Raw genomic sequence first — 24,214 nt, 5'->3', positions numbered from 1 at the left:
CATCTTCATCAGAGCGCGTCACATAGCCCAGTCCGGCGGCGGATCGGGTTCCGGGTCGGGAGGATGCGGGTTGGGAAAAGGGACCTCGTACATTTTCAGAAGCATGGTGTACCTCCTTGTTGTCGATGACAAAGGAAACCGACTAGGCGGCATCGCTTTCGCCGCGTAAATGTTGCGCGACAAATGCCAGCGGTCCGAGGGTGCTCAGTTCGATCACCGCCTCGCTGTAGCCGGGACGGAGCTTGACTGCGCGGCGGAACCGTTCGATGGCCCGGCTGTACTGTTTCAGCCGACGATGCGCGCGCCCGGCGAAGAAGTGATAGCGCGCTTCGTCGGGGCGCTGCGCGATGGCTCGTTCGAAGGCGTTCAACGCTTCGTGAGGCAAACCGACGGTCAACGCCATTTCACCGTAGCGCGCCAGCACTTCAGGATCGGACGGCGCTTGTTGCAGTGCGCGTTCGAGCGCCTGGCGCGCTTCTTCAAAGCGCCGCAAATGCGCCAGCGCTTCCGCAAGTTGAATCTGGAGCGCCGGATCGTTGGGGCGCAGTTCTGCGGCGCGCTGACTGTGGATCAGTGCGGCGCGGCTATCGTTTTCCGACGCGAAGAGTCGCGCGATGGCCGCATGCGCGTCCGCCGAGCCAGGATCGAGTGCCAGGGCGCGTTCGAGCAACTCGCGAGCGGCATCCGGGTTGCCCAGTTCGAGGTGAGCGCGCCCCAGTTGCCAGCAGTACCTGGCGTTCTGCGGGTCGCGCTCGAGTGCGCGCTCGTAGTGCCATGCGGCGCGCTCGATTTCGCCCTGCGCTTGCTGAAGCGCGCCGGCAGCGGCGTGTAACGCGGGATGGTCGCTAAACCGCAGCAGCGCCCGCTCAACGGTTTCCTGCGCCGCGTCATGCTCGTGACGCTCGAGCAACCCTTCGACCAGCCCCATCCAGTGGCGCGGCTCGTCGGGCGCGAGTTGCACGGCGGCGGCATAATGTTCGATTGCTGCCGGATCACGCTGCTGGCGGAGCAGTTCCGCCAGTTCGTAGTGCCAGGCGCCCTGCTGCGGTTCGTGCTTCAGCGCTTGCTCAAAGACCTGGCGCGCCTCGTCGATGCGTCCCTGCTGCTGCAAGAGACGCGCCTGCGCATAACGATAGTCGGCATGGTCGGGCGCCAGGTGGACGGCACGCGCATAGGCGCTGCGCGCCGCGTCGAGCATTCCCATACGCTGGCAAATATCGCCCATATGCGCATGCCAGGCGGCAACGTCGGGTTTCAGGGTCAATGCGTTGATCAGAGCGGCGCGCGCTTCCTGGAGTCGTCCGCTGGCGGCGTAGAGCGTCGCAAGCAGGTAATGGTGCTCGCCTGCGGAGGAGTCGAGCCGGACAGCGCGTTGTGCAGCGGCAATTGCGCGTTCATGCCGCCCGGCGGCAGCGTATGCCTGGCTGAGCGCAGCCGCCGTTGGCGCGTGATCGGGGCGAAGGGCGGCTGCCTGCTCGATGGCGTCAATCGCCGCCTGGGGATCATTCACCGCCAGGCAGGCGCGTCCAAGGAACAGGCGCGCCTGAGCATGCGACGGGTCGCTCGCCGCAGCGCTCAGTTCGGCGCGCGCAGCCGCAGCATTGCCGGAGTCGAGGAGAATGCGCCCCAACAGGTAACGATCTGATGGCAGTGCTGCATTGTGCGCAATCAGCGCCTCGAGATCGGCGCGCGCTTCGTCGAGGCGACCGACCAGATAGAGCGACAGCGCACGACTGCGCAGGATTGTTGTTCGTTCGATGCCGGCAGGCAGCGGGTAGACTCCCGACGTGACGCTGGCGGTTTGATTGTCAACCAGCGCGATTGCGCGTTCGAATGCTTCGACGGCGGGCGCGTGATCGGCGGATTGTTGCCCGGTCAGTCCGAGTTCGTACCACCAGCGCGCGCAGTGTGGATCGAGTGTGATCGCCTGCTGCAACGACCGCCGCGCAATGGTCAGCGCGGCGCGACGGCTGGACGGCGCCGTGCGCAATTCGTCTGGTTCGACGATGGTTGCGATCATCGAACGATGCGCGATGCCGAGATAGCCGTGATGCGCCGCCCGGTCGGGCGCCGACGCAACCGCAGCCGCAAGCGGAGCGACGGCAGCCGCCGGCTTTCCCTGTTCGAGGAGCGTCAGCCCAAGCAGAAATGCGGCAGGCGCCGACTCGGAGGCGAGTTCGTGGGCGCGGCGCAGCGCCTCAACCGCTTCGTCCATGGCGCCCTGTGCCCGCAATACCGTGCCAAGGACGCGCCAGTGGTCGGCGCAGTGCCCCTCCAGCGCAACGGCGAGTCGCGCGGCTTCGAGCGCGGCGGCGGGATCATCTGCGCTGCCGCTCGCGCCGGCGATCAATGCCTCGGCAAGACGGGCATGGGCGACGGCGTAGTCGGGGCGGCGGGCGATGGCAGTGCGCAACTGCGCGGCAGCAGCGACAGGCTCGCCCATCTGGAGCAGCACATCGCCAAGGCGGAAGCGCACCCCGGCGTGATCGGGCGCAGCGGCGACGGCGTGTTCGAGCGCTTTCCGAGCCGCAGGAAGATCGCCGAGCGCCAGGTGATCATCGGCGAGTTCTTCCCACCACTGCGCCGGGCTGTCATCATTCACCACGCTGCTGAGGTGTTCAATGGCTTCGGCGCGCCGATCACCGGCACGCAGCGTACATGCCAGCACGCGCCGGTACGGTGGACTATCGGGTTGCAGCGCCACTGCGCGTTGGGCGCTGTCGATCGCCTGGGATATGCGTCCGAGTGCAAGCAGCGTTTCAGCGAGCAGGACATAACTTTCAGCATCGCGTGGATCGCGTCGCAGCGCCTCGACGAGATCGGCGCGTGCGTCGTCGATCTGACCGATTGCGATGAGTGCGCGAGCACGAGCGCGACGCACTTCCGGCAGATCGGGGGCAGCGGCAACCGCATGATTGAGTTCTGCTAGGGCTTCGCCATACCAGTTGCGCTCCAGATGCACCAGTGCCAGTTCGACGCGCCAGGCGGCCGAGTCGGGGCGCAGGCGCAACGCTTGTTCGAGCGCTTCGGCTGCCGCCGGAAGATCGTCGAGCGCACGCAGACACATGCCGAGCGCGTAGTAGTCCTCGGCGGCGCCGGAACTGGCAACCGCGCGGCGCAGCGCGTTGAGCGCTCCTGAGTAGTCGCCGATGCGGTAGAGGAAACGCCCCAGACGTTGCTGCCAGTCGACGCGGTCGGGTTCGGCAGCGGCGGCGCTTTCCAGTTCGGCGACTGCCGCTGCAAGGTCGCCGGCGCCCTCCAGTGCATCGGCGAGCAGTGCGCGATACTCGCTGTTGCCCGGAGCGCGATCAACACACGCACGCGCGTATGTCACAGCCTGTCCCCAATCGGATGCGCGGATGCGGGTGCGACTGAGTAGTGCATAGATGTGCGCAATCTTTTGGTTCTGTTCCTCTTTGCCATCAGCGTCGGCGATCAGGTGAAGTGCGTGTTGCAACACCTGTTCCGCATGCGCCGGGTTGTGTGTTTCCAGGAGCAATTCTCCCAACCGTGTGTGGTGGAAGGCATCGTTGGGCGCGAGCGCCACGACGCGCTGTGCCAGGTTCACGGCTGTGGCATAGTCGCCGGCGCGCGCCAGCAGGTCGCGCAGCGCCACACAGGCGGGCAGGAGGTTTGGATCGCGCGCCAGCGCCTGTTCCAGCAATGGACGAGCTTCGTCATCACGTCGAAGCGCGATGAGCGCTTCCGCCGCCAGCGCTGCCGGTTGCGCCTGATCGGACGCGAGGGCGCTTGCCTGTTGAGCGGCTGCCAGCGCCGCCTCCGCCCGTCCGGCGGCGAGGAGCGCCCGGCTCCGCTCGATATGCGCTGCAACCAGGTGCGAGTCAAGCGCCACGGCCCGGTCGAGCAATTCCAGCGCCTCGTTCACGCGCCCCAGGCGAAGCGCCAGACTTCCGGCGCGTTGCTGAATCGCTGCATTCCCCGGCGCGAGACGCGCAACCCGTCGCCCAATGGCATACGCCGCATCGAGACGTCCGCATGTTTCCAGGGCGGACTGATAGGCGTCGAGGGTGTCAGTGTCATCGGGTTGCAGGAGAAGTGCGCGTTCGAAGGCTGCGCAGGCTTCGTTCGCCATGCCGAGGTGCAGATATGCTCTGCCAAGCGCGCTTTCATACCGTGCACTACCGCTCGAACGCGCGGCGCGCCGGAAGGATCGCACTGCCAGATGCCACGCTCCGGCGGCGGTGTGGAGCATTCCCACCTGAAACCACGTTTCGGGGTCGTGGCGGGTGCGGCGGAGCGCAGCCGCCAGCAATGACCGCGCGCGCGCGCGATCGCCGCGTCGCAGGAGGAGCGCACCGGCGGCGCGGGCATAATCGGCGCGTTGCGGGTCGATCCTTGCCGCCTGTTCGTATGCCGTGAGCGCCGTATCCCACTGCTCGAGGGCTTCGGCGGCAACGCCATAGTCGTAGTGGAGATCGGCGCGTTCCGGCGCCAGCGCCAGCGCCTCGCGCAACAGGCGTTCGGCGTCGCGCGCCCGCCCCAGGCGGCTGTATGCCAGACCCAGCGCGCGCGCGTGATCGGGCGAGTCTGGCGCCAGGGCATGGGCGCGCCGGTAAGCGTCGAGCGCCTGTTCGATCTCACCGGTGCGCCACAACAGTTCGGCGATCTCGCCGTAGGTTTCGGCGCTCTCCGGGCGCAATTCGAGCGCGGCGCGCAGTGCTGCCGCAGCGTCGTCGAGATCACCGCAATCGCGCAGAAGCGCACCCAGGCGGCGGTGGTACGCAGCGCACTGCGGGTCGAGCGAGACGGCGGCGCGGTATGCTGCCAGGGCGCTTTCTATCTCGCCGCATGCCGCGAGAACCTGTCCCAATTCGTCCTGGACAGCGGCATCGGAGGAGTGGAGTTCGACCGCGCGTTGCAGTGCAGCGCGCGCACCAGGCAGGTCGCCGATGCTGCGGCGCATCCGCCCCAGACGTGCATAGAGCCATGGGTCATCGGGGCGCAGGGCAACGGCGCGCGCATAACTCTCGACCGCCTCTGCGCCGCGCCCGGCTTCGGCATAGACCTCGCCGAGTTCTGCATATGTTGCGGCATCGTCGCCAGACCCGGCGATCAGGTCGTGCAACTCCGCCTTTGCTTCATCAAGGCGCCCCAGGCGGCGCAGCGCCATCGCCACGCTGCGCCGGTACGCCGGTTCGCCGGGTTGCTGCTGCGCCGCGTGGCGATATGCCTCCAGCGCACGCGCGAAACGCCCCTGTTGCAGGTAGACGTGCCCCAATTCGTGCGCCGCCGCCGCCGACCGCTTCTGTTGTGCGTCGAGAACAGTTTCCAGCGCCGCCGCCGCCTGTTCCAGCTCACCCATCCGGCTGCACACGACGCCAAGTTGCTGCCGGTAGCGCAGGTCGTCGGCTTCGCGCGCCAGCGCCTGCTCATAAGCGACGCGCGCCAGCCGCCACTGACCGGATCGGCTGTAGAGATCGCCCAGGCGACCGAACAGCCCGGCTTCGTCGTACCCTTCGTTGCCGGCGCGCTCCAGTTGCTCCAGCGCTGCGCGATCCAGTCCCTCGGCTGCAAAGGCGTCAGCGATCATGACGCGCAACGGCGGCGTCAGCGATCCGCTGCGTTCGAGCAGTTCGTCGTAATGTGCAGGCGCTTCTGCGTCGATCAGGCAGCGCGCCGTCAGTCCGACGGCGCCGGCCGCCAGCAGACGCCGCACGACGGCCTCACGATCCTCGGAGAGACTGTAGGCAAAGATCACTGCGTCCGTCCAGGTGCGGCTCAGAATGGAAGCGGGCCATTGATCGGGGCGTGTGCGCGCCAGGAGCAACGCCTGCGCAAACGAGCGCAGCACGGGATGACGGAAGCCGATCGTGTGCCGTTCGGCATCGAATGTCAGGATACCGGCGTCGATCAAAGCCAGGAGCGCGGTTTCACCGGTCACGGCGCGCAGTGTTCGCCCGTTCACCGATGTGGATTGGTGCAGCGCGCCCGCCGTAAGCGAGTTGTTGGTTACATAGGCGCTTACTTCGATAGCGGTGATCGTGTTGTCGAACGTGAGTTCGTTCTGACCCTGGTGATCGAGGAGGTGTGCGATGGCAATCAGCGCCTGCACCGCATGTGACGGCGGGATCGAGCGCGGGTGCGCCGTCAGCGCTGCGCTCGCCAGCGCGGGCATCCAGGTTGCCAGGAGTTGTCCGCGGCTCTGAATGGGCGCATTCAGCGCCGCGCGCGCTTCGAGCAGCGCCGAGAGCCAGCGCGGGCGCGTCGCCAGGTGCAGAAAATCTTCGTTACGCTGAATCCAGGCTGCTGCCACATCGCCGACCTGACGCTGCACCTGTGCAATCACATCGCGCGGGCGGAGCGGTTGCAGGGAGCGCACTTCGGCGCCGTTCAACCAGGGACGGAACAGCGCCAGGTACTCGCTGCGACACGTGCTGATCCAGCGTGTCTGAGCGCCGGTTGCTGTCAGGGTGTGGCTCAATGCCGCCAGGCTGGTAAGCTGGGTGGTTGGCGGAAGCTCGTCCAGTCCATCGAGCAGGAAGAGCAGCGGACGCTCACGCGCAAGTTCGTCGAGCGGCGGCGGCGCTCCAATGTCGAACTCGGTCGCCAATGTCGCTTCGATGCTTCCCTGGAAACGCGCCAGTTCGATGTACAGGGGAAGAGGAGCATTTGCGCTACTCCATGCTGTGCGACTATTGCCCGAAAGGAATGCTTCCGCCAGCCCGATCGCCAGCGCACGCAGCGTTGTCGTTTTGCCGGCCCCTGCCGGACCGACCAGCGCCAGACGCGGGAAGATTTCCGCTGCCATTTGAATCGTCAACGGCGCAGAGACCGGCTTCCCCGTTTCGGTCGGATGGCTGGCATCCGATGCCAGCCAGAGCGGTGCGACCGTCCGCGCGGCGCTGAAGCGCTGCTGTGCGCAGAGCGCCTCGAGATACTTATGCGCCCAACCAGCAAGTTGCACTGCCATACGTTCTTTCCTTTGCCGCCGTTCATCTGGCGGCGCGCCTTCCAGCAGGCTGCTGCGCCTGTTATGCGTTGATCATCATCATCATCCAGAACGCCAGTCCACAGAGGATCGTGCCGAGCAGGCAGAGAAATGCGCCGGTGCCGATGGCGGTCTGCACCAGGCGGGTAATGGCTTCGAGCAGGTGCGTCGCCCCATCGAGCGCCGCCTGGACCCCGATGTCCGCCAGCGACTTGCTGCTCAGGCGCGATGATTGCCCCGCCAGTGATCGCATCGCTTCCTGGTATTCGCGCGTCATAATGATCACCAGACCGCAGATCAGCATGCCGATGCCGGTGATGAACAGGGTGATTGCCATACCGATCTGGATGGTTGTCGTCATAGAACACCCCATGGCTCAGTGGATGTCGCTCTCAGTCGTTGAGACATGAATGACTTCACTGCAAAAAGCTAGCCACGAAGGAGATGCTCTTCATTTTTATTCGCCTTCGTGCGCTTCGTGTCCTTTGTGGTTAAGCCTTTTTGCAGTGGACTCATGAATCCGTTGTCACTTGCTCTCGCCTGCGCGGGAGGGCTTCGCTTCCGGTAGCCTGCGGTTGCAGGCGTCGGTCGCCAGGGAATAATCGTTCGCCGATCAGGTCGCCGAGCAACAGGAGGAGCGCTTGCAGGGCGGCATCGTCCACGGCGCCGCGCGCTGCCAGCACGAGCGATGGTTCGCCCGCCACGCGCACCGGCAGGAACGCCAGCGTTCGCTCCTGCTCGGCACGGACCAGCGACCTCCCGCTGCGCAACACTTCAGCAGCCAGACGGAAATGCGCCGGTTGCAGACGCGGCGAGGGACCCTGGTCGCGTCCGCGCGCGATCAGGAATGGCGTGAGCGTCTGGCGTTCATCGAGACCGATCAGCGCCATCCAGTCTAGGTCGAGTGCAGCAGCGATCCGCTGGCAGACGTCCAGCAGGGTGGGATTGAGATGGGGGGCGGCGCGCAGGATGCCTGCCCCTTCCCACAGCGCCATCAATGCCTGGTGATGACGTTCGAGCACGTCGATGGCATGGAGCGCGACTGCGCGCTGCGCTGCAGTGGCAACCAGATGGTCGAGCGCGTCGCGTTGCGAACGATTGAGTTCTGCAGGCGGGCAACGCACGATCAGACGCCCCACGTTGGTGATCTCAAGGGCGTATCGGGCGAACGACGCCGGCGCTTGCGCGTCTTCCAGCGATGTCGGTACGCCGGCTATCGCAATGGCGCGCTCGACAGCACACCGCGCCAGATCATCGAGCGACGCACACGCGCCGAGCGCCGCTAGATTCTGGCGCTGCCACTCCAGCGTTCGTCGCGCTTCGTTGCGATCCTCATCCAGGCGTTTCCGCTGAGCGATGTTGTCGCGGAGACGGGTGAGCGTCAGGCGCGCCTGGCGCGTTCCCCAGACGGCGGCAATACTCACGATCGTGTGCACTGCCGCGATTTCGAGCAGCAGATTGCCTGCCTGCGCCGGATCGAGCGCGGCGACAAGCAATAGCACAATCGCGCCGATACCGGCGGAGGAAAGCGCATCGCGCTCTTCGATCGACAGACTGCCCTGAATAAGCAGCGCCGGCGCAAGGACGAGCATCGGGCTTATGGCGCCGCCTGTCGCCAGAATGAGCGCGCTGACTGCTGCCCCGTCGGCGACCAGAAGCGTCCATGAGGGTATGGCGACAATCATCCCGGCGATCAGTGCGCCCACGGTGATTGCCAGCGCGATGCCGAGCATCGGCGTCGCCGGATGCGATACGCCATGCACGATCAATTCAACGCCGCAGATCAACAGCAGGACCACCCGAAAGAGAATGGCGCCATAGTCGCCGAAGTGGGGTTCTCGTCTGGCTCTGGCGACGTGCCGGACGTGATGCGCTTTCCCCAACAGTCCTGCATCGGTGGAAGGAATGGTTTCTGCGTGATTGTGCTGCAATGGAATGAACATGGTTGAGCCTCATCCTGTTATCCACGAAGGACACGAAGCGCCACGAAGAACTCCGCTTCGATTGAACGTTCAACCTGCAACCTTCCCGCCTCTCACCTCTCGCCTCTCACCTCTCGCCTCTCACCTCTCGCCTCTCACCTCTCACCTCACAGCTCGCTCAGCCGCTGCACATTGTCCCATTCGCCAATGGCGCAATACAGCACGTCGAGTGCAAATGCCTCCGCCACGTAATCACGTCCATCGAATGACACCCGGAAACTGGGACCAAGCGGCGCTCCCAGGCGCTCACGGAGTGCATACTGCTGCGAGGGCCATGTCGGGCGCCACCGGCTGCCTGCCCGCTCGTAGAGTCGTTCCAGCAACGCCTGCGCCAGTGAGACGCGTTCACTGCGCTCTTTCACGAGTTCGCTGAGACGACCAATCTCTTTCCAGCGCCCAACCGGGCTGTACAGGACATCGAGCGCGTAGATCGCCGCCACCCACTCGTCACTGCCGACGCGCACGCGAAAACTTGCGCTCAACGGCGGTCCGATCGACTCATTCAGCGCGTACTGATGAAATGCCCAGTCTGGTCGATAGGTCTCGCCTGCCTGGGCGTAGATTGCCTGCAACAGCGCCTCACGCAGCGATTGCTGTTCAGGCGCGGTCAGCATACTCAGGCGGTCGACGCGCTTCCATTCGGCGATCGGGCTGACCAGCGTCTCGCGCCCAAACGACTGCCCGATGTAGTTGCGTCCTGCCACCGTTACCTCGAACGACGGTGCGACCGGCAACCCAAGATGCGCCATCCGCGCCGTGCGAGTCATTGTCCAGTCGGGCCATTCGACGGCGCCGACCTGACGGTATGCTTCGCTCAGCAGAACCTGACTGAATGCAGCGCGTCTGGTTGGCGGAGTCGGGCGATCCGGCGGAGCAATGGGCGCTTCGGCGAAGACGTGATGGAGAAACTCAGCCCAGGGGAAGCCGGCCGGATCGTTTTTGCGACCTCGCGGAATAGCCACATCCAGGTGGCGCACGACCATATCCGGCGCAATGCCGTACTGCACAACTTTTTCGCGCGTCAACTGAATAAGGGCATGCAGTTGCGCCGTCGGATAGGGGTCGCGACCGGTATTGGCATTTTCGAGTTCGATGCCAAGCGAGATCTCGTTGATTGCCGTTTCGCCGCGCCATGCGGCGCGCCCGGCGTGCCATGCGGCGTATTCATCGGGCACTAAGCGGTAGATCTGCCCTCCTTTGTCGATCAGGTAATGCGCCGATACGCGCGCTGCCGGGTTGGTCAGCCATGCCAGCGCACTGCGCGCCGTGCCCGCCGTGGCATGAAGGACGATCATCGAGATCGATCGTCCGTGGCGTGATCCATAGTTGGGAGAGCGAATAGACGTGTTGATTGCGATTGTCATTTCGTTGAAATCTCGTTAGCATGTGCATATGCACCATAGCATGATGGGGAAATGGTGTGCTATGATGGATTTGTGTATTTTTAATTCCAGAAAGATGGAAGACGGCGATTACTGGGTTCAGGTATCGGGAAACGGATGAGTTGAGGGGTGACAATCGGATGTCTGGTATGCTATTTCTCTCATGGCGTTGAGGAATGGGGAGCAGGCGACAGGGGCGGGCTGGCATGCTGCTGCTCTCGTAGTTTCCATTCTGTTGTTGATAATTTTGAGGACGCACCATGGCTTCGCGGCGCGCGCGTCTTGTGCTTGCCGACCAGCAGCATCTGTTTCGACAGAGCCTGGCGCACCATCTTCGGAGCGCGGGTCATGTCATCGTTGGTGAGGCGGACACCCTCGAAAGTCTTGATCGCTGCATGATCGACGCTGAACCGGAGATCATTCTGCTGGACCGGTATCTACCGGGCGGGGATGTGTTCGAGTATGTGCATATGCTGAACACGCTTCAGCCGCAGACGTCCATTCTGCTGCTGGTCGCCTATGAACACGAAGCGCTGGAGTTGCAGGGACAGGCATTTCTGGCGGGGGCTTCGGGGTGCCTGTCGAAAGAGTTGCAGTCAACCGCGTATGTGCAGGCGGTGCGACGCCTGCAGGATGGGCAGTTACTCTTCCCTGCCGAAGTGCTGCGCCGCGCCGCGCGCCCGCCGGCGATCAGCGGTCCGGTGGCGAGTTTGAGCGAACTGACATCGCGCGAACTGGAGATTCTGCAACTCATCGCCGAAGGGCTGGGAAATCGCGAGATCGCTGCGCGGCTGGACATCACCTACAACACAGCGATGAAGCATGTGAGCAATATTCTGGCGAAACTGAAAGTGAGCAACCGGATGGAAGCCGGGTTGCTCTTCCTGCGCCATACCGCCGATGGCACGTTGTCCGGCGTTGCTCGCCAGCCGCGACTCAGGTAGCGTTACCGCACTACCCGCTCGAACCGGCGTCCGGCGCGAGCGCCCGGCACCGCCACCGCCTTCACCACGTCCGAGACCACATCAGCGGCGCTGACATTGCGAATGCGCGCCGAAGGATTGATAATCAGACGGTGCGCCAGCACCGGTTCAGTCAGCGCCTTGACGTCATCGGGGATGACATAGTCGCGTCCGAGGATTGCTGCGTGCGCCTGTGCTGCGCGGTAGAGCGCCAGTGATCCGCGCGCACTGACGCCGAGGTAGACATCCTCGTGGTTGCGGGTGGCGGTGACGATCGATACGATGTATTCCTCGATCAGTTCATCGACATAGACCGACTTGATGCGTTCCTGCAGGTCGATCAGTTCTTCGGCGGCGGCGACCTGTGCCAGCGTCTCGATCGGGTGCGACTGGCGCTGACGGCGCAGAATGGCGATTTCGTCGTTCCGCTCCGGGTAGCCGAGATGAATGCGCAGAAAGAAACGGTCGAGCTGCGCTTCGGGAAGGGGGAAGGTTCCTTCGTACTCAATCGGGTTTTGGGTTGCCAGCACCAGGAACGGCTGCGGCAGCGAATGGGTGATGCCGTCTACGGTGATCTGTCGTTCTTCCATGGCTTCGAGCAGCGCGCTCTGGGTCTTCGGCGTTGCGCGGTTGATCTCGTCTGCCAGCACAATCTGCGCCACGATTGGACCAGGGCGGAACTCGAATTCGTGGGTGCGCTGGTTGAAGATCGAAATGCCGGTCACGTCGGATGGCAGCAGGTCGGGAGTGAACTGGATGCGCTTGAAATGGCACCCGATCGAGCGCGCGACGGCTTTGGCAAGCATCGTCTTGCCGGTTCCAGGCACGTCTTCCAAAAGAACATGCCCTTTACAGAGCAGCGCGGTCAACACCTGCTCGATGGCGCGGCGCTTGCCGATGATCACCTGCTCGACGTTGGCGGCAATGCGTTCGACGATTGTTTTGACGTCTTCCATTCCAGAGGTTCCGTGTACGGATGTTCCAGGGTACTGGTAGTATACCATTCAATGCCCCGGTTTTCCGGTTCAGGAACTATCGCAGCGCCGTCAGATCCGTCGCAGCGTGCAGTCGCGCCACATCGTCGCGTCGCATCCGTCCGGCGCCGACCATCAGCGTATTGGCGGCGCCGCATGCAACTCCCATGCGGAGCGCCTCGGCGAGTGAGCCGCCGTTGTGCAGCACTGCAATGACTCCCGCCAGGGCTGCGTCGCCGCTGCCCACGGGACTGATCGGATCGAGCGGCGGCGTGCGTGCGTGCCAGGCGCCGTGTGCGTCAACCGCCACTGCTCCCTGCGCGCCAAGCGTGACAATCACTCGCTGCGGACCGCGTTGCATTACCTCAGCCGCCGCAGCGCCCGCCTGATCCGGCGTGGCAATCATCTTCCCAAGCGCAGCGCTCAGTTCGTGCATGTTGATCTTCAGCAGATTGACCGGCAGATCAAGCACGGCTGCCAGGGGCGCCCCGCTGGTGTCGATGCACACAAACGTCGCCGGCGGCAGGCCGCGCACCAGGTCGAGATACTGCGCCGGCGTCACGCCAGGCGGAACGCTGCCGGAGATCGCAATGAACGCAGCGCCGCGCGCCTCGTGCCAGACCAGTCCTGCAAACTGAGACCAGTCGGCGGGGCTGATAGTTGGACCGCTTTCGTTAATCGTCAGATGGTCACGCGCGTCGGGATCGGTAATCAGCAGGCAGATGCGTGACTCGCCGGAACTAAGCCAGCTCCATGCGCCTGTGAGACCTTCCGCTTGAGCCAGGGCTGCAATCTGCCTGCCGTTGTCGCCGCCGAGCAGGGCGCACGTATGCACCGGAATGTCCAGGGTGCGTGCGGCGCGTGTAACATTGAACCCTTTCCCGCCTGCTGAGTCGATTCGCTCGACAACACGGCACACATCGCTGTGGCGAAACCCGGGAACGATCAGAACGCGATCAATGGCTGGATTAGGGGTGACAGTGAGAAGCATCGACACCTCTTGACGATTCTGCCATACCTGATTAGAATCAGAGTGCAACGCGGGAGTGGCGTAGTGGTAACGCGAGAGCCTTCCAAGCTCAAGTCACGGGTTCGATTCCCGTCTCCCGTACCAGATGATACCATCTCTGGCGCGCGGAACCGTCTCCGGAAGGGGACGGTTTTGTGATGTTTGGTGAGAACTGAGAACTGATAGAGTGCACAACTTGCACAAGAATTGCCGGTGTTGACCATCTTGCGGCTGACGTTGGCTGAGCCTGTCGAAGCCAACGTTAGCTGCTCCATGTCCTTGATTTCCGGGTTTAGACTGATCTTCCCATTAGCATGTCCAGAGCCGACTTCTGCACGTTATGGGTAGAACATCTGTGGGACGTTTTTCTCTTGCACGCTACTGGCCAGAGGTGGTCGCATTCGTGATACCTCTACTCGTTGCCAGTGCATTGCTTTTTGGATATGTTGGACCACTCAACGGGTTCTGGTCTACCGATCAGGGGGTGAAGCTGATTCAGGTGCAGAGCCTTCTGTTGAACAAATTCAGCAGTAGTGCGCTGATCTACCCCGGTGCGGCGATCGATCAGGATGACAGGGTCAGTCCGTTACGAGGGCAATATTATCAGCACGGCGGGCAGACCTATGCAATGTTTTCGGACGCCTTCGCTCTGATCAGCAGCGTTCCCTTCTTTTTCTTTGGGTTTGCCGGGTTATACCTGGTTCCGCTGGTTTCTCTCGCTGCGCTGTCTTTGATCTGCACTTGCATCGCTCGTCCGTTGCTTGGTCCGGGAGGGGCGTTGCTCGCGGCTCTGGCGCTGACGTTGACATCGCCTTTGTTGTTTTACAGCGTTATTTTCTGGGAACATCTGCCAGCGACGTTGCTGACAACCCTTGCTCTCTGGCAGTCGTTGGAAGGGTATCATCGCAATGAGCGGCGCCGGTTCTTTGGCGCCGGCATCGCTATTGGCGCGGCAGTGTGGTTGCGCAACGAAGCCGTACTGGCGGCGCCGGCGCTGATGAGTGCGGTTCTGCTTCTCCGGCGCTCACAGGCGCTGCGCGCCGCTGGCTGGATTGGCATTGGCGCAGTGGCAGGAATGCTGCCCTTGCTGACCTACAACCAGATCACATTTGGCGCGGCAGTCGGTCCACATGTGCTGGTTGCAGGTGCAGCACAGTATCGGGGAGTGAGCGATCCGTTGATGATGCGCCTGGCATGGGCTGATCTCCTGCTTGTGCCGCAGGGCGAACCGGTTCTGGTTGGCGTAGTGATGGCAATGGCGATGGTCGCTCTCATCACGTCAATATGGCGCACGCAGCGCGTAGCGAATGTCGGATTCGCGCTCACCGCTGTCCTGGCGATAGTGGTTGCTGCGATTATTCAGGCGACGTCGGGCGGCGGGATGCAAACGACGCTGCTGATGACGTTTCCAGTGGTATTACTGTGTTGTTTTCCGGTTGCCCCGAATGCAGATCGCGCAGAAGCGCCTTTGATTCTGACAGCATTCGGGTTGACTTTTATTACGCTAGCCTGGCTAACGCCACTGCCCGACGGCGGTGCGCAGTGGGGTCCGCGCATGCTGCTGCTGGCGCTTCCGCCGCTGACAATTGCAGGGTTTTGGCGTGCAAGCTCATGGCTGTGCCAGCCGCAGGTTGGCACAGCCGTTGCAGGTGTTGCCGCCATTTTACTCTTCGTCGCCTCGTTGTCGCAATATGCAGGGTTGCGCCAGCTTCGCGCCCTCAATACGGCGAACCATGCCTTGCTCACGACGGTGGCGCAGAGCGGAGCATCAGCGATTATCACCGATACGTGGTACGGTCCGCCGCTGCTGGCGCCGATCTTCTATGACGAACGCATGATTTTTCTGGTTGATGATGGCGCCGATCTTGATTACCTTATCGAGCGGTTGAGCGCCGCAGGGTTCGATACGGTCTACTATTTGAGCGGGCGGCGTGATGAAATTACTCCCAATGCTCGGCGATGGGACGAACTCGTGGCGGTTGGAGAGCCTGCGCGATTGGCGCATCATCTCACTGGACAACTGTACCGAATTCATGTATCAGATCGCTATGGGCTAAGCCCTCGCTGAGGAGGTGAAAGCCTCTGTAAGGCTTGCCGGACCTGAGCAAAGGTTCAGCAGCGCCAGGACGCTGCCTGACCATTCGTGCCCGGACCGGAACCGAATCCGACCATTGACGATCCCGGTTGCAACGAGTATACTACTACGCTATGGTATTGAGGAAAACATCTATTGGAATACGACTGCTGATTCGCTGTCATCTGCCAATCGACGATTGGGCGGATGCCACCTTGCCCTCTGCGTCCCGGTGCGCAGAGGGTCTTTTGTTTCATACCCCGGAAGGAGGACGACGTGACGATCGACTGGGATGATAAGTACGCTCGCGAAGGGTTGACGTTCGACGATGTGCTTCTGATCCCCGCAGAATCACAGGTTCTGCCGAGCGAGGTTGATGTTACTACGCGACTGACTCGATCCATTAGGATCAATATTCCGATTACCAGCGCCGCCATGGATACTGTCACTGAGCATCGCCTGGCGATTGCGCTGGCGCGTGAGGGCGGCGTCGGGTTCATCCATAAGAATATGTCCATCGAGGCGCAGGCGGAAATGGTGCGGAAGGTGAAACGCTCCGAGAGCGGCATGATCATCGATCCGATCACCATGGGACCGGACAAAACCGTTGGCGATGCGCTCGATCTGATGGCGGAGTACCGCATCTCCGGCATTCCGATCACTACACCGGATGGCGATCTGATCGGCATCGTGACCAACCGCGATCTGCGTTTCGAGACTGATCGCAGCCGCCCGATCCGTGAACTGATGACGACGCGCAATCTGATTACCGTGCCCGAAGGCACGACGCTCGAACAGGCGAAACAGATTCTGCACGAGCACCGGATCGAAAAATTGCTGGTGGTCGACCGGCGTGGCAAGTTGTCGGGAATGATCACGGTCAAGGATATTATGAAGCAGATCGAGTACCCGAACGCCTGCAAGGACGCGCACGGGCGGCTGCGAGTCGGCGCGGCGATTGGCGCCTCCGGCGATTATCTGGAGCGCGCCGATGCGCTGGTGCGGGTCGGGGTGGATGTCCTGGCGATTGACACGGCGCATGGACACTCGAAAGGGGTGCTCGATGCGGTGCTGCGCATTCGTGAGCGCTATCCAGAGATGCAACTGGTTGCCGGGAACGTGTCAACCGGCGCAGCGACGGCGGCATTGTGCGAACGCGGCGTTGATGCGGTGAAAGTCGGGCAGGGACCGGGAAGCATCTGCACCACGCGGGTAGTGTCTGGCGCGGGGATGCCGCAGATCACCGCAATCACCGAATGTGCGCGAGTGGCGTCGCGGTTTGGCATTCCGATCATCGCCGATGGCGGCATTCGCTACAGCGGCGACATCGCTAAAGCCATCGCCGCCGGAGCATGCACTGTGATGATCGGCTCACTCCTCGCCGGAACCGAGGAGAGTCCGGGCGAAACGATCCTGTACGAAGGGCGCAGTTACAAGAGTTACCGCGGTATGGGGTCAATCGGCGCGATGCAGCACGGCAGCGGCGACCGCTACTTCCAGGGAGGCGCGGGGCGCAAACTCGTGGCGGAAGGGATCGAAGGGCGCGTGCCCTACAAAGGTCCGCTCAGTGATACGATCTTCCAGCTAGTCGGCGGTCTGCGATCCGGCATGGGATATGTCGGCGCGAAGGATATCGAGTCGATGCGGCGCGATGCGCGCTTCATTCGCATTTCGATGGCCGGATTGATCGAAAGCCATCCCCACGATGTGACCATCACCAAGGAAGCGCCGAACTATGAGCGGCGGTGAGCGATGCGAGGCGCGTTCACCATACGAAGGCGCAACGTCGCGGCTTCCAGCCGGCGCCGCACCGCGCCCGGCAACACGTGACCGGCCAGCATGCACCGTAGGCTGTCAGATAGTGTGGACATCTGCGGGTTACGTCACGGCTGCGTGACTCGCTCAACGCGCCCATTAACCGGCACGGGTTCCACCAGCGCGCGAAAGACCGGGCAGAGCCGCTCCACATCTGCCTGGATCTGTCGCAGTTCGTCGTCGGAAACTCCTCCCGCTACACGGGCAGTGTAGCCAAGACCTGATGGCGGGATCGGAGCGGCAGCATCGACTTCCAGAATGCCGCGGAAGTCGATCTGACCGGTTACCTCGACTTCCAGCGCATCGAAGCGCACGCCGCGATTGACGGCGACGATCAGATAAGTGTGCGCCAGGCAACTCGCCAGCGACGCCAGCAATAGTTCCGGCGACGTGGGTCCCAGATTGTACCCCGCCAGCGCTGGCGCCGAGTCGGTCACAATCGTGAACTCACGAATACTGACCGGGCGCACGCCCGATCCGCCTGCGACCCGCGCTACCACGCGCAACGGCGAAGGAACGGCGTCGGGCGCGGATAGTTTCTCGCGCAGCGCCGCCATACGCTGTGCCTTGAACTCCAGATATTCGGAAAGGGTTGTCATGGCGCTTCCTCTTTCGTGATGCTTCCAGGCGTCGGTTGGTCAGGACACGTCTTTCGCTCGTTGCAATCCCTGGAACGCCGGCACGGGCGCGGCGGCGGCGCGATCCAGCGCCCCCTTCTCCCCTCGTGGGAGAAGGGGGGTGAGGGGATGAGGGGAAACCCGGCATCGGAACGCCGTCAGGGGCGTGGCGGCGGCGTGATCCAACGTTCCGCGTGACTGTCGGAGTCATCGTTCTCATCCTCTGCGCCTTATTGCTGCGCCTACTGCCCCGGGTGCGCGATCAGCCGCGCCAATCGCGGCAAAAAGGCGGGGGCGGGTTCGCGCAACGCCTCGACCGTCAGCACGCCGCCGAGCAGCAGCATACCATAGAACTTGTACGAAACGCCGGCTATCGTCAACACGCCGTGAACGGTTCCGTCGTAAAAACTCCACTGATTGCCATAAGCGATGAGCGCGAAACTAAGCGCCAGCGTTGCGGCATACGGCAGCGACACTGCGCGCTCGCGCAGGTGGAGGATCAACGCGCCGAATGGGACAACCAGCAGCGTTTCGTAGTGCATCCACGCCGCTGGCGACGCCAGCACCATCAGCAGCAGAAACATGCTGTACTGGAGCGCATACCCCGTGCTCTCGCGCGACGCCGGGCGCAGCGCCAGCACACAGACCGCCAGCGACACAGCGCCAGAGAGCAGCGTTCCCAACAAGCGTATCATCTCATTCTGGTAAATCGTGGCGCTGCGCGGCGAATCGGTCAGGCGGGCAAAGAACCCGGAGATCGTCTGGTTCTCGACCCACGAAGTTGTGCCGCCAATGTTCGGCAGCACCTGCGTCAGATAGATCAGGTGTTCATTCCAGCCGACAACTGCGATGGCGATGCCGTTGCACACGACCATTGCCGTGGCAAAACCGATCAGTGCGCGCCAGTGACCTTTCACGACAAAGAACGCCAGCAACAACACCGGATAGATCTTGAACAGCGTTCCCAGCGCCACCAGCGCACCTGCTGTTGCATCGCGCCCGCTGCGCAATGCCCACAGCGCCAGCGTCAGCAGGAACAGCAGCACCAGATCGATCTGCCCATATGCCAGTGTATCCGCCAGAGGGCGAAAGTTGAAGACAATCAACAGGCTGGCGGCGCTCAGGGAAACAAGCGGCAATCGCCACATGCGCAGCCAGATGAGCGCAGTTGCAATGATCAAGAGCGTGTTCATGATGCGGTGCCCCAGCAGCACCGTCAGTCCGTCCATCGTCACGAACGGGACGAACAGCATGCCGTAGAAAGGCGGCACCTTGAACACATGACCGAAGTGATTGGTCAGCACGGCGTCGATGTCGTACATCGAACCGCCGCGCGTCCATTCGCGCGCACCGCGGAAGAGGGTCCAGAAATCGGGCGCCTGGCGGGTGTAGGCGAAGCCAATACTGTACACCAGGTGGATCATGCCGCTGATAGCCAGAATGAGCAACGCGACACGAACAAAACCGCTCCTCCTCTTGCGCTTATATGCGATTATCCCGCCGGTCAGGAGTGCAGCAAAGGTTCCAGCGCCGATCCACACCGCCGGCGCCGGCGGCGCTACCAGCGGTGCGCCATCAATGCTCATGAATGCCTGCATCAACGGCGACATCCACCACGCAACCGCCATCACCAGCGGTACAGAAGCGCCAGAGAGCGTTGGAGCGAACAGATGGCCCGCTGTCTCGAGCGGGACGATAAGGCGCAGTAGAGTTATTCCAATACATCCAATGATGATGATGACGGCGAACCGCTGAAGAAACGGCAGCGTTTCCAGCGGGCGCAGCGCAAGACTCGTCCCTATCAGCAGCGCGAGCGCCAGGCTGGCGATGAAAGCGCTGCGCGGTGCAATGCCCATCGCGCGCGGCAGGGCGAATCCCAGCGCGCCAGCAACCAGGACGCAGATCGCTGTCCACAGCGAAGGCAATGTAACCGGCGCTCTCACGGGCGCCAGGATCGCCGTATCGACCGCGACCCCCAGGGGGCGCGCATCGGTTGGAGGAGTGACTGTATCGCTGACCACGCTAATGCGCAGCGCCCAATCAAGGCGCGCCATCGGGGGAAGAAGCATGCGATAGATGCGCGGTCGGTAATCGGGAAACGCAAATGATGTCAGTTCATCGCCATTAACCGCTAATGTTATGCGGGGCAGTGATGTGTCGGTGGGACGACCATTCGGCAGCCGCAGCGTCACAATCGCGGGCGTCAGCGCTGGCGGTTGTGGCAGTGCAATGGTCGAGTCGCCGTCGCTCCAACGGAATGGCGTCAGGTTGATGATATCCGTTTCCGGGTCGTGGAACCCAATCGCAAACCGCGCATCACGCCCGCCAATATCGATAACCAGGGGCCACACGTGCGTAGAAGCGATGCTGATGATCAAAAATGTGTACAATGCCGCAATCGCCGCATACACGGCATCGCGCATACCGGTGTGCTTGTTATTCATCACATCCCAAATGCCTGTCATGGGAACTCACACAAAGGCGCAAAGGCGCAGAGGTTGAAGGTTATACGAACTTGCGGTCAGTCAGACAAGGTGTTCGCGTGTTCGTTGGGCAAGGCGCAATGGTCGACGCACACCGGCAGGCGTGTCGTGGACGCATGACTGTGCCCTGGCATCAGACCGCCCAGCGGCTGAAGCCGCGGGCTACGGTTGCAAAGCACGCCTGCGTGGGCTTCTCCAGGCGCTACCGGATTGTGTTCTCAAAAACCATTATTCTACAAATGACCGCATATTAGTATCAGTTCTCGGTTCTCGGTTCTCGGTTCTTGGTTCTCGGTTCTTGGTTCTTGGTTCTTGGTTCTTGGTTCTTGGTTCTCACAACCTCTCTCACCGCCATTGCCACAGCACGCACCTCATCATCGGTCAATTCGGGAAACATCGGCAGCGAAAGAATCTCGCGCGCCAGGCGTTCCGTCGTCGGGAGACCGCCGGGCGGTGCGAATGGCGCATACACCGGTTGCAGATGCGTGGGCAGCGGATAGTGAATATCCGTGCCGATGCCCTCTTCGCGCAAGCGCGCCTGTACAGCATCGCGCTCCGCCGTGCGAATCACATACAGGTGAAAGACGGGTTCGCCCTCGGGCGGCGCTTCGGGTAGAACAAGACCAGCGCCTGCCAGGAGGGTGTGGTACATCGCGGCGATAGCGCGGCGACGCTCATTCCACGCAGGCAGATGGCGCAACTTGACCGATAGGATGGCGGCCTGAAGTTCGTCGAGGCGCGAATTAAGCCCGCCAGCGTCGCGGGTGTAGTATTTGCGCTCCCAGCCATACTGCCGAAGACGGCGCAACTTTTCTGCCAGCGCCGCGTCGTTGGTCGTCACTGCCCCGCCATCGCCGATCGCGCCCAGGTTTTTGGTCGGGTAGAAACTGAAGCATCCTAGTGTCCCAATGCTACCGGCAGGTCGCCCGCGCCAGGTTGCCCCATGCGCCTGGGCGCAATCCTCGATCACCGGGATGCCGTGGCGATCGGCGATCGCCATGATTGCGTCCATACTCGCCATGCGACCATAAAGGTGCACCGGCATAATCGCCCGGGTGCGCCGGGTGATTGCCGCTTCGAGCGCCGCCGGATCCATCGTATGACTGCGCTCGTCCACGTCTACAAACACCGGGCGCGCCCCGACCGCCACAATCGTGATTGCCTGATAGACACTGGCGTTGGCGACGGTAATAACCTCATCGCCAGGACCGACGCCGAGCGCGGTGAGCGCCAGTTGCAGCGCCTCGGTGCCATTGGCGACGCCGACGCAAAAACGAGTGTTGCAGAATGCCGCAAACTCTTCCTCAAACGCGCTCACTGACGGACCCAGAATATACCAGCCGCTGTCGAGCACACGGGCGATGGCGAGGTCGAGTTCGGCGCGAATGGCGTCGTGCTGGCGCTTCAGGTCGCCAAAGGGGATGTTCAAGGGCATGATGACGCTTCTTTCTCACTACCAGTAATACTCGCGCTCACGCCGGTAGAACTCGAGCGTGCGACGCAATCCCTCGCGCAACGACGTCTTTGGGCGCCAGCCGAGCCGCCCCTGGATCAGGCGATAATCGGCATAGTAGTCGCCAATGTCGATAGCCTTCCGCTCTGGCGGGAACGGCACGATTTCAAAACCGCCGCCGCCGTTGATCTCCACCAGCAATGCCGCCAGATCGCGCAAATTGATCGTCTCATCGCTGCCCAGATTGAAGATGCCGCCATCCGCCGCTGGCGATGCGCCGGCCATCAGCATCGCTTCGACCACATCATCGACGTAGTTGAAGTCGCGGATCTGCAAGCCGTCGCCAAAGACCTGGATTGGCTCTTCGTCAATCAGGTGCTTGATCCAGATGCCAAGGAAGGTCTGTCGCGCGTCTTTGACGCGCATACGAGGACCATAGGTGTTCGTCAGGCGCAGGGCGCATGCACGAATCCCGTAGACGTTATTGTACAGAATGTGGTACCACTCGCCGGCCATTTTGTTGACGCCGTTGACATCGACCGGATGGAGCAGGTGACGTTCATCGACCGGCAGATAATCCGGTTTGCCGTAGATCTGGCGCGTCGAAGCGTACACCAGTTTCAGGTTGGGGTTGTGTTTGCGGCAGGCTTCGAGGATCGACAATTGGGCGCGGCAGTTGATCTCCAGGTCGGTGTACGGATCGGTCATCGAGTCGATGTGCGATGTCTGACCGGCAAGATTGAAGAGGTAATCCTGCCCCTGCACCAGATAGTTCATCGAATACTCGTCGCGCACATCGGCGATATTGACGCGCACACGGTACTCGATGCCGGCGATATTGCGCTGATTGCCGCCGTAGATCGGGATGAGCGAGTCAACCAGCGTCACCTGCGCCTCAAGTTCGACCAGGCGATGCGCCAGGGTCGAGCCAATGAACCCCATCCCGCCGGTGATGAGCACGCGCGCGCCGCTGTAGGCATGAGCATAATCGCTTCCTAGCATGATCCTTCCTCAGACCAGGCGGTCCTCGACCGGAAGTTCCTGACGCTTCCGGCGAACTTTGATGCGGCGCATATGATCGCGCCGGATGACGAGCTTCCACCAGAGACCGATCAACTGAATGCCGGTGCGCCATAACCGTGGAAAGTTGAAGAACTGACTCCGCCCATAGGTGCGATGGTAATGGTGGACCGGCACCTCGGCGAAGCGGTACCCGGCATCCTGTAACTTTTTCACCAGTTCCAGACAAATGGTGCCGCTGTCGGATTCCAGGTCGATCGTATCGAACACATGCCGCCGGATCAGGCGAAAGTCGCAATCGACATCGCGCAGTTTGAAGCCAAAGAGAAACTTGACCGTATGGTGGTACACGCGCCCGATGATTTTCCGGTGCAGTGGATCGTTTCGGTCGATCTTCCAGCCGTTGACGATATCCACATCATCGCTCAATGCCGGGAGCAGGAGTTTGAGTTCGCGCGGGTCGTACTGCGCATCGCCATCGGTATAGAAGATCAGGTCCTTGGTACACGCGGCGAATCCGGTGCGCAGCGCCCCGCCGTAGCCGAGCGGCTCGCGGTAGGAATAGTAGCGAAAGCGCTCGAAACGGTGCGTCAGTTCTTCCAGCACCTCGACGGTGTAATCGGTGCTGCCATTCTCTACCACAATGACTTCGTAATCGTCGGTCAATTCTTCGAGCGTTCTGATCGTCGTCACCACCAGGCTGCCAATAGTGCCGCCGTCGTTATACGCCGGAAAGAACGCCGAAATGCTTGGTCGTCGTTGCTCCTGGCTCATTGCGTCCCTTGTCATCGCCTTTGTGAATGAAATCCGGAAGATTATAGCATACCGGCGTGTGCGGCGTGTCCAATACGGCTCTGTCGTCTACGCGCACGGATTGACAGGAACCGCAGCGTCTTTCCTGCGACGTTCATCGGGTAGGAAGGCGCTGCTTCGCCCGCCCAATTCAGGCATACTCCTCATGATCAAGGACATGGAGCGGCTGACGTTGGCGGAGCCTGTCGAAGCCAACGTCAGCCGCAAGTCTTTATCTCTGGGATTGTATACGCCTCAAGGACGTTGGCGGAGCCTGTCGAAGCCAACGTCAGCCGCAAGTCTTTATCTCTGGGATTGTATACGCCTCAAGGACGTTGGCGGAGCCTGTCGAAGCCAACGTCAGCCGCAAGACGGTCACCATGGGCAAGTATTGTGCAACATCTGGTTGTTCGCTCTGTCAGACAGCATACCGGCAGGTCTTAAGCCTGCTCTTACGTTCCAGGCGTACAACGATACGATCACCAGTAACACAGATGCGGACTGTTGTGAAAAGTCTGTAATTGTGATCCAATTTCACTAACCGTATACTCTGCATGACGCTCTCTCCCAATGATGTGACAGCGTCGCTATTCCCGGCGGATGTCTCGAAATCCGGTTCATGGTCTGGCATTCCGCGCACTGTTGAAACTGACAGGAGAGAGTTTTGGGATCACCATTGCAAAACTAGCGCTCAGTCGCGGT

The 24,214-nt window shown here is 62.1% G+C and carries 14 protein-coding genes and 1 tRNA gene; 4 read left to right on the top strand and 11 right to left on the bottom strand.

The annotated features are described in order from the left end of the window. Positions 1–142: 142 nt before the first annotated feature. The 4 genes from AC3EA7_RS14975 to AC3EA7_RS14960 all read right to left on the bottom strand — a co-directional run bounded on the left by AC3EA7_RS14975 (position 143) and on the right by AC3EA7_RS14960 (position 10,295). Entirely contained in the window at positions 143–6,931 is a 6,789-nt protein-coding gene (locus AC3EA7_RS14975) for a tetratricopeptide repeat protein (protein WP_488614869.1), read from the bottom strand. Between the two features lie 61 nt (positions 6,932–6,992). After that, complete coding sequence (locus AC3EA7_RS14970; protein ID WP_488614868.1) at positions 6,993–7,310, bottom strand: cell division protein CdpA domain-containing protein; 318 nt, start codon at positions 7,308–7,310, stop codon at positions 6,993–6,995. 151 nt (positions 7,311–7,461) lie between these two features. Continuing rightward, positions 7,462–8,892, bottom strand: a complete 1,431-nt coding sequence (locus tag AC3EA7_RS14965) for a hypothetical protein (protein WP_488614867.1) — start codon at positions 8,890–8,892, stop codon at positions 7,462–7,464. A gap of 146 nt (positions 8,893–9,038) precedes the next feature. Further along, entirely contained in the window at positions 9,039–10,295 is a 1,257-nt protein-coding gene (locus AC3EA7_RS14960) for an N-acetylmuramoyl-L-alanine amidase (RefSeq protein WP_488614866.1), read from the bottom strand. Between the two features lie 278 nt (positions 10,296–10,573). Here AC3EA7_RS14960 and AC3EA7_RS14955 point away from each other — a divergent pair, with 278 nt between their 5' ends. After that, positions 10,574–11,257, top strand: coding sequence for a LuxR C-terminal-related transcriptional regulator (locus tag AC3EA7_RS14955; protein ID WP_488614865.1), 684 nt, complete (start codon positions 10,574–10,576; stop codon positions 11,255–11,257). 2 nt (positions 11,258–11,259) lie between these two features. Here the strand turns inward: AC3EA7_RS14955 and AC3EA7_RS14950 are convergent, their stop codons facing one another. Continuing rightward, positions 11,260–12,231 carry an AAA family ATPase gene (locus AC3EA7_RS14950; RefSeq protein WP_488614864.1) on the bottom strand — a complete coding sequence of 324 codons (972 nt, stop codon included), beginning with the start codon at positions 12,229–12,231 and terminating at the stop codon, positions 11,260–11,262. Between the two features lie 76 nt (positions 12,232–12,307). Next, positions 12,308–13,240 carry a 1-phosphofructokinase family hexose kinase gene (locus AC3EA7_RS14945; protein ID WP_488614863.1) on the bottom strand — a complete coding sequence of 311 codons (933 nt, stop codon included), beginning with the start codon at positions 13,238–13,240 and terminating at the stop codon, positions 12,308–12,310. Between the two features lie 49 nt (positions 13,241–13,289). On the opposite strand from AC3EA7_RS14945, the gene AC3EA7_RS14940 reads away from it, so the two are divergent. The 3 genes from AC3EA7_RS14940 (at position 13,290) to guaB (ending at position 17,081) form a co-directional block, all read left to right on the top strand. Further along, a tRNA-Gly gene (locus tag AC3EA7_RS14940) sits at positions 13,290–13,363 on the top strand. A 298-nt stretch (positions 13,364–13,661) separates the two neighbouring features. Further along, positions 13,662–15,326, top strand: coding sequence for a glycosyltransferase family 39 protein (locus tag AC3EA7_RS14935; protein WP_488614862.1), 1,665 nt, complete (start codon positions 13,662–13,664; stop codon positions 15,324–15,326). A 282-nt stretch (positions 15,327–15,608) separates the two neighbouring features. After that, complete coding sequence (guaB, locus tag AC3EA7_RS14930) at positions 15,609–17,081, top strand: IMP dehydrogenase (RefSeq protein WP_488614861.1); 1,473 nt, start codon at positions 15,609–15,611, stop codon at positions 17,079–17,081. A gap of 134 nt (positions 17,082–17,215) precedes the next feature. Here guaB and AC3EA7_RS14925 read toward each other — a convergent pair whose 3' ends face one another. From AC3EA7_RS14925 to AC3EA7_RS14905, 5 genes are all read right to left on the bottom strand, one after another. Beyond that, a complete protein-coding gene (locus AC3EA7_RS14925; RefSeq protein WP_488614860.1) occupies positions 17,216–17,746 on the bottom strand; it encodes an OsmC family protein in 531 nt (176 codons plus the stop codon). Between the two features lie 260 nt (positions 17,747–18,006). Beyond that, entirely contained in the window at positions 18,007–20,229 is a 2,223-nt protein-coding gene (locus tag AC3EA7_RS14920; RefSeq protein WP_488614859.1) for a glycosyltransferase family 87 protein, read from the bottom strand. A gap of 274 nt (positions 20,230–20,503) precedes the next feature. Further along, positions 20,504–21,682, bottom strand: a complete 1,179-nt coding sequence (locus AC3EA7_RS14915) for a DegT/DnrJ/EryC1/StrS family aminotransferase (protein WP_488614858.1) — start codon at positions 21,680–21,682, stop codon at positions 20,504–20,506. 18 nt (positions 21,683–21,700) lie between these two features. Further along, positions 21,701–22,702 carry an NAD-dependent epimerase/dehydratase family protein gene (locus tag AC3EA7_RS14910; protein ID WP_488614857.1) on the bottom strand — a complete coding sequence of 334 codons (1,002 nt, stop codon included), beginning with the start codon at positions 22,700–22,702 and terminating at the stop codon, positions 21,701–21,703. A 9-nt stretch (positions 22,703–22,711) separates the two neighbouring features. After that, a complete protein-coding gene (locus tag AC3EA7_RS14905) occupies positions 22,712–23,494 on the bottom strand; it encodes a glycosyltransferase family 2 protein (RefSeq protein WP_488614856.1) in 783 nt (260 codons plus the stop codon). Positions 23,495–24,214 lie beyond the last annotated feature (720 nt).

It is taken from the genome of Roseiflexus sp. (assembly GCF_057785375.1).
The sequence above is the reverse complement of the archived record's forward strand: the minus strand, read 5'-3'. Positions and strand labels throughout refer to the sequence as shown.